Origin of the sequence: Anaerotignum faecicola (genome assembly GCA_024460105.1) — a bacterium.
In the GTDB taxonomy this organism is placed as follows: domain Bacteria; phylum Bacillota; class Clostridia; order Lachnospirales; family Anaerotignaceae; genus JANFXS01.
Genome location: JANFXS010000001.1, coordinates 390,644 through 405,885, shown reverse-complemented (window position 1 = coordinate 405,885; position 15,242 = coordinate 390,644). Strand labels below are relative to the sequence as shown.

The 15,242-nt window shown below is 43.3% G+C and carries 13 protein-coding genes; 12 read left to right on the top strand and 1 reads right to left on the bottom strand.

Annotated features, from left to right (window positions below):
* The 8 genes from NE664_01825 (at position 1) to aspS (ending at position 9,186) form a co-directional block, all read left to right on the top strand.
* On the top strand, positions 1-480 hold the full coding sequence (locus tag NE664_01825) for a V-type ATP synthase subunit K (protein MCQ4725400.1): 480 nt from the start codon (positions 1-3) through the stop codon (positions 478-480).
* A gap of 36 nt (positions 481-516) precedes the next feature.
* Positions 517-1,077: a V-type ATP synthase subunit E gene (locus tag NE664_01820; protein MCQ4725399.1), complete on the top strand. Its 561-nt coding sequence runs from the start codon at positions 517-519 to the stop codon at positions 1,075-1,077.
* Between the two features lie 24 nt (positions 1,078-1,101).
* Positions 1,102-2,076, top strand: coding sequence for a V-type ATP synthase subunit C (locus NE664_01815; protein ID MCQ4725398.1), 975 nt, complete (start codon positions 1,102-1,104; stop codon positions 2,074-2,076).
* On the top strand, positions 2,063-2,389 hold the full coding sequence (locus NE664_01810; GenBank protein ID MCQ4725397.1) for a V-type ATP synthase subunit F: 327 nt from the start codon (positions 2,063-2,065) through the stop codon (positions 2,387-2,389). Before NE664_01815 ends, NE664_01810 begins: the two co-directional genes overlap by 14 nt.
* Before the next feature lie 27 nt (positions 2,390-2,416).
* Entirely contained in the window at positions 2,417-4,192 is a 1,776-nt protein-coding gene (locus NE664_01805; GenBank protein MCQ4725396.1) for a V-type ATP synthase subunit A, read from the top strand.
* A complete protein-coding gene (locus NE664_01800) occupies positions 4,189-5,562 on the top strand; it encodes a V-type ATP synthase subunit B (GenBank protein ID MCQ4725395.1) in 1,374 nt (457 codons plus the stop codon). Before NE664_01805 ends, NE664_01800 begins: the two co-directional genes overlap by 4 nt.
* A 5-nt stretch (positions 5,563-5,567) precedes the next feature.
* On the top strand, positions 5,568-6,245 hold the full coding sequence (locus NE664_01795; GenBank protein MCQ4725394.1) for a V-type ATP synthase subunit D: 678 nt from the start codon (positions 5,568-5,570) through the stop codon (positions 6,243-6,245).
* A 1,192-nt stretch (positions 6,246-7,437) separates the two neighbouring features.
* On the top strand, positions 7,438-9,186 hold the full coding sequence (aspS, locus tag NE664_01790) for an aspartate--tRNA ligase (protein ID MCQ4725393.1): 1,749 nt from the start codon (positions 7,438-7,440) through the stop codon (positions 9,184-9,186).
* Between the two features lie 233 nt (positions 9,187-9,419).
* Here the strand turns inward: aspS and NE664_01785 are convergent, their stop codons facing one another.
* Positions 9,420-10,520 (bottom strand): hypothetical protein, encoded by a 1,101-nt coding sequence (locus NE664_01785; protein MCQ4725392.1) that lies wholly within the window; start codon positions 10,518-10,520, stop codon positions 9,420-9,422.
* Between the two features lie 126 nt (positions 10,521-10,646).
* Between NE664_01785 and NE664_01780 the strand changes: the two genes are divergently transcribed.
* The 4 genes from NE664_01780 to NE664_01765 all read left to right on the top strand — a co-directional run bounded on the left by NE664_01780 (position 10,647) and on the right by NE664_01765 (position 15,011).
* The gene (locus NE664_01780) at positions 10,647-10,967 is read left to right on the top strand and encodes a hypothetical protein (protein ID MCQ4725391.1); all 321 of its coding nucleotides are present in this window, start codon (positions 10,647-10,649) and stop codon (positions 10,965-10,967) included.
* Positions 10,968-11,091: 124 nt separating this feature from the next.
* The gene (locus tag NE664_01775) at positions 11,092-12,948 is read left to right on the top strand and encodes a TIGR03960 family B12-binding radical SAM protein (protein MCQ4725390.1); all 1,857 of its coding nucleotides are present in this window, start codon (positions 11,092-11,094) and stop codon (positions 12,946-12,948) included.
* Complete coding sequence (locus tag NE664_01770) at positions 12,926-13,630, top strand: TIGR03936 family radical SAM-associated protein (protein MCQ4725389.1); 705 nt, start codon at positions 12,926-12,928, stop codon at positions 13,628-13,630. Before NE664_01775 ends, NE664_01770 begins: the two co-directional genes overlap by 23 nt.
* Positions 13,611-15,011: a ribonuclease E/G gene (locus NE664_01765; GenBank protein ID MCQ4725388.1), complete on the top strand. Its 1,401-nt coding sequence runs from the start codon at positions 13,611-13,613 to the stop codon at positions 15,009-15,011. Before NE664_01770 ends, NE664_01765 begins: the two co-directional genes overlap by 20 nt.
* The last annotated feature ends 231 nt before the right edge of the window (positions 15,012-15,242 follow it).

Here is a 15,242-nt window from a genome sequence, read left to right as displayed (position 1 = left end):
ATGTTAGAATTAAGCGGACAGTTTTTTGCTTTATTGGGCGCGGCAGTGGCGGCTTTGGCCGGAATAGGCAGCGCCATAGGTATCGGTATTGCGGGCCAGGCAGCGGCGGGAGTAGTTTCGGAAGATCCGAATAAATTCGGCCAGGTGCTTGTGCTTCAGGCGCTTCCGGGCACACAGGGCATTTACGGCCTTCTCATTGCGTTTATTATACTGCTTAAAGTAGGGCTTCTCGGCGGCGACGGCATGGTTGACATATCTGTTGCACAGGGCGCGTTTATATTTGCCGCTTCCCTTCCTATCGGCCTTGTAGGCATTTTCTCCGCCATTGCGCAGGGCAAAGCGGCGGCAGCCGGAATTATGCTTGTCGGCAAAAAGCCAAGCGAGCTTGCAAAAGGCATGATTTTTGCAGCTATGGTTGAAACATATGCCGTTCTTGCACTCCTTATTTCGTTCCTTATGATTAACAGTATCCAGTTTTAATTTATAAAAAATTACAGAAAAGGAGGACTGGCTCCTATGAGCAGCGGCAACGGTAAAAATATTATAGACAAAATACTTTCGGACGCAAAAGCCGAGGCGGATTCTATAACGGCGCAGGCCCGGGAAAAAGCCGACGCTATGCTTTTATCGGCTAAGCAGAAGGCCGATAAGGAAAAAGCGGCGCTTTACGAACTTTCAAAAGCCGAGGCCGAAAAGGCAAAGGCCAAAGAAATATCGGCCGCCGAAATGAAAGCGAAAAAAATGGTGCTTTCAAAAAAGCAGGAATGTATTGAAGCGGTTATTGAAGACGCAAGGAAAAAGCTTGCCGGCTTAACCGACGACGAATATAAAGTAATTATGAAAGCGATGATTAAAAATGCGCCGAAAGGGGAAATTATACTTTCCAAAAAGGACAAGGAAAAACTCGCCAAAGAAATAAGGGACATGGGAATGGAAGTTTCCGACGAAGTGCGCGGGACAGACGGCGGATTTATTGTTAAAGACGGCGATATTGAATATAATTACTCGTTTGAATCCATAATTTCTGTAGAGAAAGAAACGATTGAACAGATTGCGGCAGGAATACTGTTTGGTTAAATAAACGCCAAGGAGGTTTTTTAAATGGCAAAAGAACAGATTTACCCTTACGCCGTGGCCCGTATAAGTATGCTTGAGCGTTCGCTCCTCACGGAAAAAAATTATATTCAAATGGCCGATGCAAAGAATGCCGAAGACGCGCTTAAAATCCTAGCCGAAGCGGGATATAGCGCAGAAGAGCCGCTTACGGTTAAAAATTATGAAGAGGCTTTGTCGGCTCAGCTTGCAAAAGCATACAGAGATGTTGCGGAAGTTGCCGGCGGACAGGATTTTATGAATGTTTTCCTGTTAAAAAACGATTATCATAATATGAAAGTTCTCTTAAAAAGTGAAATTTCCGGAATAGACGGACAAAACTATATTGTCGGCGGAGGTGCTGTCGATCCCGCGGTTATGAAAGAAGCGTTTGCAAGGAAATCTTTTGATATGCTGCCGGCTGACATGGCCGAAGCGGCGGCCGATGCTTACGAAACTTACGGCAGGACTATGAGCGGGCAGTCGATAGATATTGTTTTGGACAAAGCCGCATTTAAGGAAATGGCGCGCTGTGCAGAAAAAAGCGGGATAGATTTTATTAAAAAATATATCGAACTTAATTCTGATATTACTAATTTAAAAAGCTTTATGCGCGTTAAAAATATGAAAAAGCCTTTTGAAATGTTTGCCGAAGTTTTTGTTGAAGGCGGAAGCATAGGGCTTGAATTTTTCAGGCAGGGCTTCGGCAGCGAAAGCGCGGCGGCCGTATTTAAAAATACCCACTATGCACGCCTTACCGACGTTATGGGCGATGGATTTACGGCCTTTGAAAAAAGCTGTGATAACTATATTATGGACTTTATAAAGGAAGCCAAATATAAATCGCTTACGATTGAACCGCTTGTAGCGTATATTTACGCAAGGGAAACAGAGGCAAAAACAGTAAGGATTATACTTAACAGCAAAGTTAACGGCATTGACCCTGATATTATTAAGGAAAGGCTGAGGGATGCTTATGTATAAGGTTGGAGTTGTGGGGGATAAGGACAGCGTAATGGGGTTCCTTGCCCTCGGAATCGATATATTTCCGGTTTATGAGGCTGATGAAATCAAAAAGACCATACATAGGCTGGTTGAGGAGGAATATGCGATAATATATATCACCGAAGACGCGGCTCTTATGTCGGGGGACTTTATTTCAAAGTATAAGGATTCAAGACTGCCTGCAATCATTGTAGTGCCGGGAATATCCGGCAGCAAGGGCATAGGCCTTAATGAGATAAGGCAGTCCGCAAAACGTGCCATAGGCGTTGATATATTGTTCGGAAATGACTAATTTTTTAGAATAGAGTGGTGAAAAAATATGAGTACAGGCACAATAGTTAAGGTGTCGGGGCCGCTTGTCATAGCGGAAGGCATGAGGGACGCAAATATGTTTGACGTTGTAAGGGTTTCCGATAAGCACCTTATTGGCGAGATTATAGAAATGCACGGCGACAGGGCTTCTGTACAGGTATACGAAGAAACAGGCGGCTTGGGGCCGGGAGAAGAAGTTGTTTCAACAGGCAGGCCGATGTCGGTTGAGCTTGGGCCGGGGCTTATTTCAACTATATACGACGGCATACAGCGCCCTCTTGAAAAGCTTTATGAGGTAAGCGGCGACAATATCCAAAGGGGCGTTGAAGTTCCTTCCCTCGACAGGGAAAAGAAATGGCTCTTTAAGCCTACTGTGAAGGTCGGCGATACTGTTAAAGGCGGGGATATAATAGGCGTTGTACAGGAAACGCCTGTTGTTGAATGTCGTATAATGATACCGCCTAAGCTCAACGGTATCGTTAAAGTTATTAAAGAAGGCGAATTTACCGTTGAAGAAGAGGTTTGTATTGTAACAAACGAAAAAGGCGTCGACGTTACAGTGCCTATGATGCAGAAATGGCCTGTTCGTAAAGAACGTCCGTATAAAGCGAAACAAAGCCCGGACAGCCTTCTTGTTACCGGTCAGAGGGTTATCGACACGTTTTTCCCTATAACAAAAGGCGGCGTTGCCGCAATACCGGGGCCTTTCGGAAGCGGCAAAACGGTTACGCAGCACCAAATAGCTAAATGGGCCGACGCCGATATAGTGGTTTATATTGGCTGTGGCGAGCGCGGGAACGAAATGACCGACGTCCTTCTTGAGTTCCCGGAACTTAAAGACCCGCGCACCGGTGAAAGCCTTATGCAAAGGACTGTCCTTATTGCGAATACGTCCGACATGCCTGTTGCGGCGCGTGAAGCGTCTATATATACGGGAATTACAATAGCGGAATATTTCAGGGACATGGGATACTCCGTCGCTCTTATGGCCGATTCTACAAGCCGTTGGGCCGAAGCGCTACGCGAGATGAGCGGGCGTCTTGAGGAAATGCCCGGTGAAGAAGGATACCCGGCTTATCTCGGAAGCCGTCTTGCGCAGTTTTATGAAAGGGCCGGGCGTGTACAGTGTTTGGGAAGCGATGACAGGCAGGGTACTCTTACTGCTATCGGGGCCGTTTCTCCTCCGGGCGGCGATACGTCGGAACCTGTAAGCCAGGCGACACTTAGGATTGTCAAAGTATTCTGGGGCCTTGATTCGTCGCTTGCATATAAACGCCATTTCCCGGCAATTAACTGGTTGACGAGCTATTCCCTTTATCAGGATAAAATCGATGTGTGGGCGGATAAGAACATAGATGAAAGCTTTTCGTCAAAGAGAGCTCTTGCCATGAACCTTCTCCAAACGGAGGCTGAACTCAACGAAATAGTGCAGCTTGTCGGCGTCGATTCGCTTTCCCACAGCGACAGGCTTATACTTGAAACGGCTCGTTCTATCCGCGAGGACTTCCTGCACCAGAACTCGTTCCATGAAGTGGATACGTTTACGTCGCTTCATAAGCAGTACAGGATGCTGAGCCTTATATTGAAATTCTATGAGGAAGCCGGAAAGGCTGTAAAAGAAGGGGTTTCAATTTTAAAAATAACAAAACTGCCTGTTATTGAAAGAATTGGGCGTGCAAAATATTTCCCTGAAAACGAAGTTGACAAGGCGTTTGACGATATAGAAGCAAGCATTGAAAGCGAATTGAAGGACTTAATTAAGAGGGAGGCTGAAGAGTTATGATAAAGGAATACAGATCGATTCAGGAAGTTGCCGGCCCTCTCATGCTTGTAAGCGGCGTTGAAGGCGTTAAATATGACGAGCTTGGCGAAATTGAGCTTGTAAACGGCGAAATCAGAAGATGCAAAGTTTTGGAAGTTAACGGCAATACTGTCCTTGTGCAGCTTTTTGAAAGCGCCACGGGGATTAACCTTTCCGACAGCAAGGTTCGCTTCCTCGGAAAAAGTATGGACTTCGGCGTGTCTCCTGATATACTCGGCCGAGTTTTCAGCGGAATGGGAAAGCCTATAGACGGCGGGCCTGATATTATACCTGAAAAAAGGCTTGATATAAACGGGGCGCCGATAAATCCGGCGGCGCGCGACTATCCATCGGAATTTATACAAACCGGAGTTTCGGCAATCGACGGCCTTAACACCCTTGTAAGGGGACAGAAGCTTCCTATATTTTCCGCTTCCGGACTGCCGCATGCAAACCTTGCCGTACAAATTGCAAGGCAGGCAAAAGTAAGGGGAACAGACAGCAAATTCGCCGTTGTTTTTGCCGCTGTCGGCATTACGTTTGAAGACGCTGAGTTTTTCATAAACGATTTTAAGGAAACAGGGGCTATAGACCGTTCTGTCGTGTTCGTAAACCTTGCAAACGACCCGGCCGTCGAACGTATTACCACGCCGCGTATGGCGCTTACGGCCGCTGAATACCTTGCTTTTGAACAAAATATGCACGTTCTTGTTATAATAACGGATATTACAAACTATGCGGAAGCCCTGCGTGAAATTTCCGCCGCTAAAAAAGAAGTCCCGGGACGGCGCGGATATCCCGGATATCTCTACACAGACCTTGCGACAATGTATGAAAGGGCAGGCAAAAAGAGGGGGATTGACGGTTCTATTACAATGATACCTATCCTTACTATGCCTGAGGATGATAAAACGCACCCTATCCCCGACCTTACAGGCTACATTACCGAAGGCCAGATTATATTAAGCCGCGATCTTTATAAAAAGGGCCTTCAGCCGCCTATCGACGTTATGCCTTCACTAAGCAGGCTTAAAGATAAGGGTATCGGAAAGGGAAAAACAAGAGAAGACCATGCCGATACCATGAACCAGCTTTTTGCCGCGTATTCAAGGGGCAAGGATGCCAAAGAGCTCATGGCGATACTCGGCGAAAGCGCGCTTTCGGAAATTGACCTTATTTATGCAAAATTTGCGGATGAATTTGAAAAGGTATATGTTTCTCAGGGATTCAGGACAGACAGGACGATTGAACAGACGCTTGAAACGGGCTGGAGCCTTCTGAAAATGTTGCCGCGAAGCGAACTAAAGCGTATAAGGGATGAATACCTTGATAAATATATGCCTAAGGAGTGATTGCCGTGGCAAGGCTGAATGTTAATCCGACACGAATGGAAATGACCCGCCTTAAAAAACAGCTTAAAACTGCAACGAGAGGCCATAAGCTCCTTAAAGATAAGCTGGATGAACTTATGAAACAGTTTCTTGATATAGTAAAAGAGAATAAAAGGCTGCGCGAAGAGGCGGAAAAATCCCTTCAGGCGGCATATAAAAGCTTTATTATTGCAAGGGCTGTTATGAGCGAGGAATATTTGGGCGAAGCCCTTATGATGCCTAAACAGTCGGTTTCCGTTGACGTTGGTGTAAAGAATATAATGAGCGTCAATGTTCCGCTTTTCAAATTCAATACGGAGGGAAATAAGGGAGATATATATCCGTACGGCCTTACGTTTACATCAGGGGAACTTGACAATGCAATGGAAGACTTTAACAGAGCGATGGAACCTCTTTTGAAATTGGCGCAGAGCGAGAAAAGCGCACAGCTTCTCGCACAGGAAATCGAGAAGACGAGGCGCCGAGTTAACGCCCTTGAAAATGTTATGATTCCGAACTACACGGATACGATAAAATTTATTGCACAGAAGCTTGAGGAAAACGACAGGGCAAGTACCACGAGACTGATGAAAGTAAAAGATATGATTGCGAAGAAAGCCATTGAAGAACGCCGCAAGCAGGACGAAGAAGCATACGGCGCATAACGGGTTTTATTAAGCATAATATTTTTTAAGAGCATATTAAATCGAATAAAGAAGCGAATGTATATATAAAAAGCCCTGTAATAAAAAATCTAGGGCTTTTTTGTGGAATTACGGTAAAGCGTGAGTCGGTAGCATGTATGGATTATTGAAAAACAAAATTTTTATAAAGAATTAAAGTTTATTTTCTTTTAAAATTTCCCGCTAAACGGCGGCGTTAACGCCTGTTAAAACCGCGTGTGCTTTTGTAAACTGAAGCTAAGTATGCCGTAATAGCTTTTACTATAGGGTAAGTATAAATGTATAAATTTACAAGTAAAAAATAAATATATATTTTTTAAATGATAATTGGTTTTGGTTGGAATTTGATACGAAATATAACAGGCGGAAGAGGAACACTGTCATACGGATGCGGCAGTGTTCCTTTATTTGAACTTAATAATATAGGTCATGAAGATAAATATATAAAATATATTATTAAATCGGATAAAAATTAATATGTATTTCAAAAAATTTTTCGGAATATTTACGGATTTATAATAAAATAAGTTTATGCATAAATATAGTTGGTTTGTAAATATGTTATATGTTTTGCATTTTAAAGCATACCGCGCCGGCAGAAAAACCGGAATATCGGCATTGTGTGTTTTAAAATAAGCGTGTTTATATGGCGGAGCCGAATTTCGGAAAAATATTGTTCCTGAAAATAAATGAAAAAAACTTACGTTTTGAAGCAAATGTAAATTTTTTGGAAAGCAAAGAGATATTATATTCGATGTTTTTGCTTATAAACGGAAACAGAACAATATATCTTAAAACTAACCGAATTATATTTTTAATCCGGCAAAAGCGTTTTGGGCCTTGACTTTTGATGTTTTTTTATGCTAGACTTATAACCAAATGTTATATGGTTAATAGGCGCTGAGAAAGAGAAGTAACGTCAATTATCGTTCACAGTGAGCGGGGAACGGTGAAAACCCTGTAAAATGAATTGATGCGAATAACACTTTTGAGCTTCAATCCGAAAGCTGTTTGGCCGGTAGGAAAGACGTATGCCGTGCGGTAAGCGGCTTTAAAATGAGGGGGCGCTATGCGTCAATTCAGGTGGTATCGCGGACATTTTCCTGTTCGTCCTGGCTTTAAAGTTTGGATGTGCGGGATTTTTTTTGTTTAAAAATTTGTAAAGGAGAATTTTATGGAAACAAGTATCTACAGAACAAAAACTATTGATAAGATAACCGAAAGCGACATCGGAAAGAAAATTAAGGCGGCGGGATGGGTTGAAAATATACGCGACCACGGCGGCGTGTCGTTTATTGATTTAAGGGATATGTACGGAGTTTTGCAGGTGGTTATGCGCAATACCGAACTTTTAAACGGCATAAACAAAGAGGACTGTATCAGCGTTGAGGGAATATTGGATCACCGCGACGAGGAAACATATAATCCTAAAATTCCAACGGGTACAATAGAGCTTGACGCCCGCAGCGTTGAAATACTGGGAAAAGTTTATAAACAGCTTCCTTTTGAAGTTATGACTTCAAAGGAAATAAGAGAGGATCTGAGACTTAAATACCGTTATCTTGATCTCAGGAACAAAAAAGTTAAGGATAATATCGTTTTCCGTTCACAGGTAATAAGCTTTTTGAGGCAGAAAATGACGGAAATGGGATTTCTTGAGATACAAACGCCGATACTTTGCGCATCTTCGCCTGAGGGCGCTAGGGATTATATAGTTCCTTCAAGAAAATTTAAAGGCAAGTTTTATGCGCTTCCTCAAGCGCCGCAGCAGTATAAGCAGCTGCTTATGGTTTCGGGTTTTGATAAATACTTCCAGATTGCGCCTTGTTTCCGTGATGAAGACGCGCGCGCGGATCGTTCGCCGGGCGAATTTTATCAGTTGGACTTTGAAATGAGTTTTGCAACGCAGGAAGACGTTTTCCGTACAGGCGAGGAGGTTTTGACGGAAACATTCAAGAAGTTTGCCCCGCAGGGATATACTGTGACGGAAGGGCCTTATCCGGTTATAAGCTACAAGCAGGCAATGCTTGAATTTGGAACCGACAAGCCTGATTTAAGGAATCCTTTGCGGATAATAGATATTACGGAATTTTTCCAGAGGTGTACGTTTAAGCCTTTTCACGGCAAAACGGTGCGCGCTGTAAAAGTTCATGCCGATATGTCAAAAGGATTCCATGAAAAACTTTTGAAATTTGCAACTTCCATCGGCATGGGCGGCCTCGGCTATCTTGAAGTTAAAGAAGGCATGGCCTATAAAGGGCCTATCGACAAATTTATACCGGACGATATGAAAGGCGAGATTGCCGAATTGGCCGGCTTGGAAGAAGGCGACACTATATTCTTTATAGCCGACAAGGAAGAACGCGCGGCGGATTTTGCGGGCCAGCTGCGTACAGAGTTGGGGGAACGCCTTGACATATGCGAGAAAAATGCATACCGTTTCTGCTTTGTAAATGATTTCCCTATGTATGAATATGACAAGGAAGAAAAGAAAATTATATTTACGCATAATCCGTTTTCCATGCCGCAGGGCGGGCTTGAGGCTTTAAACACAAAAGATCCCCTTGACATACTTGCATACCAGTATGACATTGTGTGCAACGGTATTGAGCTTTCAAGCGGGGCGGTAAGGAACCACAATCTTGATATAATGATTAAAGCCTTTGAAATCGCGGGGTATACCGAAGAGGATCTCAAAGAGAAATTCGGCGCGTTATATAACGCGTTCCAGTACGGCGCGCCTCCTCATGCGGGAATGGCTCCTGGCGTTGACAGGATGATAATGCTTTTAAGGAATGAAGAAAATATACGGGAAGTAATACCTTTCCCTATGAACGGCAACGCACAGGATCTTATGTGCGGCGCGCCGGGAGATGTTACCGAACATCAGCTTAGAGAAGTTCATATTAAAGTAAGGCAGTAACCGGCAAACGTCAAACCGCCGCGCCCAGTTAAAGAGGCGCGGCGGTTTTTGCATGTTTCGCGTATTTAAATATTTATGTCATAACACAGAAAAAGCCGACTTCGGCAATACCCCGAAGTCGATTTATCCGTTTAATATTTATATAACCGTCTAATTTTTTATTGTATGGACGATATGAGCGGCCATGTATGACGAGCTTTTATATCTACACTTGAAATTTTTAATTTTATATGTTATTCAGCCTGTGACGATGTTTCCTGTTCGGCAGATGTTTCCTGCTCGTTACCGCCGTTTTCTTCTGAAACGCCGTCGGCAGTCCTGAGCCTTATGGAAATTTCCTCCAAATATTTTTCCTGGTTTTGAGTGCCTACGAGTATTTCGCCTACAATACGGCCTTCGGAATTTACAAAAATTGTTGACGGTATTGCCTTCAAATTACTCTGAACCCATGCCCCGAGAGTTTCATCCATTACTATTGTAAGTATGTTTTTCGCCCCGGCTTTTTCCTTTGCTTCAATGGCTTTTTCCTGAGCTTCTTCGTTTGGAGCGTCTATTACTGCTTCAATAATATTAACTTTGTCTTTAAACTGGTTCGCGATTTCATATACTCCCTGAAGAGTTTCAAATTCGTCGTAATCGGGGTATGTGTAAGTTCCGCTGAAATGGAGCATCGTTAAGTCGTAAGGAGCAAATATTGTGCTGTCCACAGGCGCGCCCTCAATAGTTTGAGTGTTGAAAGATATTGTAGTGTTAAGGATTTCAGTCGTCTTGCCTATGAGGGTATCGTCAAATTCATAGGTAGAAATGGAATCCTTTAATTTAACTGCCGATTCAAGCATTAAATTGTAGTTTTCAAGGTCTTTGTCTTTCAGCTTTGACGCGGCGTTTTTAAAGCCCCATAAAAAATAATATGTGTATTCTCCCTGTTCCCCTACTTTTTCAGCATTTTCATAAGCGTTGATTGTTTCAGCGTTCACATTTTCTTCAAACGTAGCGGTTTTTGCAACAAGTATTTCGCATATAGGAGTGATTGTTTTATATGCTTTTGCAGTAGGATCGCTGTTTAAAAGCGCAATATCTTCATCGGTTGCATAGCCGTATATAATTTCGGCAAATATATTTTCGGCTTGCAATGTCAGCGGATATAAATGTGTTTCTTTAAACTCGTTCCATTCGTCGGGCACGGTATATTTAACGCCGACTTCATCAACCGATATTTCGTTTGAAACCGTCTCTGACTGAGCGCCGTCCGACGATGCGTCTTTACTGCCGCATCCCGATAACGCCCCGATACAAAGGGTTATACATAAAATGCCTAATATCAGCTTTTTCATAATTATTTACTGCCTCCTATTTTTTAATAAACTTAAATAAGTATATATTAAATAAGCTTTTCTTGCAACAACCATATTGAATATTTTGGCCTGTACGGCATAGAAATATTTAGAGGCGGTGAAAAAATGAAGAAAAATTTTTCATATAAGAAGAAAACACATAGGCCGACGCCAGGAACAAGGCAAAGGCTAAAAATCCAAAATCAAAATCCGGGCGCGGAAAGTTTTATGCTTAAAGTATACGTATGCTTGATACTTATTATCGCATGCCTTGCGGTTTCAAAAATGGAAAGCCGAAAAGCCGTTGAATTAAGCCTAAGGCTTAAAAACGCCATAGACGAAAATATTACCGTTGAAGATGCGAAGGAGCTTGGAGAAATGGGAATTGAAAAAATTGAGGCGTTTAAAAACGGGGAGGACGGAGGGACGGATGGCGCGAACGAATAAATACAAAGCCTTAAAAACAGGGATAAAATTTTGAAAATATAGGAATTCTAAAAGGGTAGTAAACAAAGCCTTATTATGGTACAATAAAAAGCAACTGTTTTATTTATACGGAGGATAAATCAATATGAAAAACGCTTTGACCGACGAGATACTCATGCAGGTTGAAAAGCCGGCAAGGTATGTCGGCAACGAGATTAACATGGTTGTTAAGAACCCAGAGGATGTGGACGTGCGGTTTGCATTCTGTTTCCCGGACGTTTACGAGGTGGGCATGAGCCATTTGGGTATGCAGATACTTTACTATTTCCTTAACAGAAGGGACGATACATACTGTGAACGCTCTTTTGCGCCGTGGACAGACTTGGAAAGCAAAATGCGTGAAAACAATATACCGATGTTTACGCTGGAAACCCAACAGCCGCTTAAAAAATTTGACTTTGTCGGATTTACTTTGCAGTATGAGCTCTGCTATACGAACGTTATAAATATGCTTGACCTTGCCGGGATACCGATTTACTCGAAAGACAGGGGCGAGGATGATCCCATAATTATATGCGGAGGCAGCTGCGCTTATAACCCTGAGCCGCTGGCCGATTTTGCGGATGTTTTTTATCTTGGCGAAGGCGAGGCGCTTTATGACGAAATAATCGAGATGTATAAGGCCAATAAAAAAGCGGGGAAATCAAGGGCTGAATTTTTAGAAAGCCTTTTGGAGCTGGACGGGCTTTATATCCCTAAATTTTATGACGTCGGATACAAGGAAAACGGGCAGATTTCTTATTTCAGGCCAAATCATCCGAAAGCAAGGGAAGTTATAAAGAAAGTTATCGTAACCGACATGGAGAATGTTTTTTATCCGGAAAAACAGCTTGTTCCTCTTATAGAAGTCGTACACGACAGAGTGACTTTGGAGTTGTTCAGGGGATGCATACGCGGGTGCAGGTTCTGCCAGGCGGGATTTATATACCGTCCGGTAAGGGAAAAAACTGCCGGCAGGCTTCTCGAACAGGCAAAAGAACTTGTAAAGAACTCCGGACACGACGAAATTTCGCTTATTTCGTTAAGCACAAGCGATTTTACTTGCTTTCCGGAACTTGCCGACGGGCTTTTGGACGAGTTCAGGGAAAAATCCGTTAATATTTCCCTTCCTTCCCTGAGGATTGATTCTTTTTCTCTTGACCTTATGAAAAAAATACAGGAGGTAAGGAAAAGCAGCCTTACGTTTGCGGCCGAAGCGGGAACACAGCGCTTAAGGGACGTTATAAATAAAAATCTTACCGAGGACGACATACTGAAGGGCTGCAAGCTTGCTTTCGACGGCGGATGGGAAAAAGTAAAGCTCTATTTCATGCTGGGCCTTCCCACGGAAACAGAGGAAGATTTAAAGGGAATAGGGGCTTTGGCGGATAAAATAGTTGAAAAGTATTTTGAGATACCGAAGGAACAGCGCCCGCGGCCAGTTACGGTAAACGCAAGCGCGTCGTGTTTTGTGCCAAAGCCTTTTACGCCGTTTCAGTGGGACGCGCAGGATACGTACGAGGAATTTGGCAGGAAGGCGCAGATTGCAAAAAACAGCGTAACAAGAAAACAGGTGCGATTTACTTACCACAACACTAAAATGAGTTCCCTTGAAGGCGTTATGGCAAGGGGCGACAGAAAAATTGCGTCAGTTATATATAAGGCGTGGGAAAACGGATGCAGGTACGACGGCTGGACAGACAAGTTCTGTTGGGAAGGCTGGGTTAAAGCTTTTGAGGACAGCGGCATAGATCCGGTGTTTTATGCAAACCGCGTGCGCGGCTATGACGAAATTCTTCCGTGGGATCATATAAGCGTGGGAGTAAGCCGTAAATTTTTAATGGAAGAAAGGGAAAAGGCCGTTAAGGGGATTACAACTCCGAACTGCCGCGAAAAATGTTCAAACTGCGGCGCAATGGCTTTCGGAGGGGGAGTTTGCTATGAACATAACGTACAGATTTAAATTTTCAAAAGGGGAAGGCGTTAAGTTTATAGGCCATTTGGACGTTTTAAAGGCGTTTCAGAGAGCTTTGAAAAGAGCGGATCTGCCTATAGCCTATTCGCAGGGGTTTAATCCGCATCAGCTTATTTCTTTTGCAAGCCCTTTAAGTTTGGGGTATACGAGCGAGGGCGAATACGGAGATTTTAAGCTTACGGAGTTTGTAAAGCCGGAAATTGTAATGGAGAAGCTGAATAACGCCCTGCCTAATGATATGAAGGCTGAAAAAATTATACTGCTTAAAGACGGCGTTAAAAACACTATGTCGAGCGTATGCGCCGCCGAATACGAGGCGTATTTTGACATGCCGTATAATGAAATTTCAAAAAACATACAGCCGTTTTTAAATCAGGAAAAAATAACTGTTATGAAAAAGACAAAAAAAGGCCTCGGCGAAACGGATATAAAGCCGGATATTATCAGGCTTTGGCCGATAGAAAACGGCCTTGGTATGCTTGTTAACGCCGGAAGCGTGAGAAATTTGAAGCCGGAAAGCGTTGCGGAAGGCTATTTTAAGTTTTTGGGTTTGGAATTTAACAAATACAAAATGGCATTTAAACGGATTGACTTGTTAATGGATAACGGCAGTAACGTCCTTGTGCCGCTGACAGAGGGTGTTGATAAAAATGAAAAGGATTTTGGTTGATTCGTCGGCCCAGTGCACAAAGGTAGGTTATTTGGAAAACGGGGAACTAATCGAGTTTATATATGAAAGCGCGGAAGAAAAGAGCCTTGTGGGCAATATTTACGCTGGGCGCGTGGCTTCCGTACATAAAGGCATGCAGGCGTGCTTTATAGATATAGGGTGCGAAAAAAACGCTTATATGATTATGCCGAAAAACCGTGACATAAAGGCGGGCATGCAGCTTGCCGTTCAGGTTCAGAGGGACGCGTCGGGGTCAAAAGGCGCGGGAGTGACGTCAAAGCTTTCTTTCCCGGGCAAGTTTATAGTGCTTATTCCGGGGGATAACGGCAATATAGGCATATCAAAGAAAATTGACGGCGAAGAGGAACGGGAACGCATAAGGAATATCGCTTTAAAAGTTGTGCCGGAAGGGTACGGAATGATTATAAGGACCGAAGGGGAAGGAAAGACCTTTCAGGAATTTAAAGACGAAACGGAAGAACTTTTTAAAATATCGGAAGAAACGATTAACAAAGGAAATCATATAAAAGCCCCGGCGCTTATACACAGCGACGAAAGCACGGCGATAAAAGCGGCACGGGATCTGTTCGGCGACGACGTTGATGAAATTATAATCAATAACTATGCGGAGTACGAGGCGGTTAAAAGAGGCGCTGCCCATAACCCCGAAAGGGTTAAATATTATGACAGCCGTATTCCGATGTTTGAAAATTTCTTTGTGCAAAGCCAGGCCGAAAAAATATTTAACAAAAAAGTATGGCTTAAAAGCGGCGGATTTATAATAATAGAGCAGACGGAAGCGTGTGTGGTAATAGACGTCAACACGGGAAAATATACGGGAAAAAAGGATTTTCAGGAAACCGTACTTAAAACCAATCTTGAAGCCGCCGCCGAGATAGCTAAACAGCTTAGGCTGAGGAACCTGTCGGGAATGATTATAATTGATTTTATAGATATGAAGCAGGAAGAAAACAAAAAACTTCTGCTCGCCGCCCTTGAAAGAGCTGTTAAAAAGGACAGGATTAAAACAACCGTAGTGGGCCTTACGGAACTGGGCCTGATGCAGGTTACAAGAAAGAAAACAAGCGTGCCCGTTGCGGCTAAGCTTACGGAAGAATGCCGTTTCTGCCGTGGCAGCGGGACTGTGTTTAATTATGATTACATAGCGGGCGAGATACGCCAAAAAGTTATATCTCTTTTTGCGCAGACGATATACAATAAAGTAACGGTATCGTCAAATAAAGGGATACTTAGGGCGTTATCAGGGAAAAACCGATGCATATTGGACAGTATAGAAAAAGAATTTAACGGCAGTATCGAACTTAAAGAGATTGAAACTTCCGCCGGGAACTATTACGAAATAGCCGGAGAAAAGGTATGATACGCATAAATATTTGAAAATAACTTTTAAGCGTCCCCATAAGCGTTAAGCCGAGGGGGCGTTTTTTGCGCAAAAAAAACGCGCCGTTCAGGCGGTTTTGATGCGGCGTTTTACTAAGGTATGAACCCGGCGCAATATAAAGAATTACAGTTACGGCAATATAAGGGGAGGGGCATTTGGAAACGGCCTTTCCTTGACTTTTATACTTCTCTATATTAAAATAAAACCAAG

Bases quoted from the DNA above. Each gene is read 5' to 3' on its own strand.
- NE664_01825 (MCQ4725400.1), top strand. From the start codon at position 1: ATGTTAGAATTAAGCGGACAGTTTTTTGCTTTATTGGGCGCGGCAGTG.
- NE664_01820 (MCQ4725399.1), top strand. From the start codon at position 517: ATGAGCAGCGGCAACGGTAAAAATATTATAGACAAAATACTTTCGGAC.
- NE664_01815 (MCQ4725398.1), top strand. From the start codon at position 1,102: ATGGCAAAAGAACAGATTTACCCTTACGCCGTGGCCCGTATAAGTATG.
- NE664_01810 (MCQ4725397.1), top strand. From the start codon at position 2,063: ATGCTTATGTATAAGGTTGGAGTTGTGGGGGATAAGGACAGCGTAATG.
- NE664_01805 (MCQ4725396.1), top strand. From the start codon at position 2,417: ATGAGTACAGGCACAATAGTTAAGGTGTCGGGGCCGCTTGTCATAGCG.
- NE664_01800 (MCQ4725395.1), top strand. From the start codon at position 4,189: ATGATAAAGGAATACAGATCGATTCAGGAAGTTGCCGGCCCTCTCATG.
- aspS (MCQ4725393.1), top strand. From the start codon at position 7,438: ATGGAAACAAGTATCTACAGAACAAAAACTATTGATAAGATAACCGAA.
- NE664_01785 (MCQ4725392.1), bottom strand. From the start codon at position 10,520: ATGAAAAAGCTGATATTAGGCATTTTATGTATAACCCTTTGTATCGGG.
- NE664_01780 (MCQ4725391.1), top strand. From the start codon at position 10,647: ATGAAGAAAAATTTTTCATATAAGAAGAAAACACATAGGCCGACGCCA.
- NE664_01775 (MCQ4725390.1), top strand. From the start codon at position 11,092: ATGAAAAACGCTTTGACCGACGAGATACTCATGCAGGTTGAAAAGCCG.
- NE664_01770 (MCQ4725389.1), top strand. From the start codon at position 12,926: ATGAACATAACGTACAGATTTAAATTTTCAAAAGGGGAAGGCGTTAAG.
- NE664_01765 (MCQ4725388.1), top strand. From the start codon at position 13,611: ATGAAAAGGATTTTGGTTGATTCGTCGGCCCAGTGCACAAAGGTAGGT.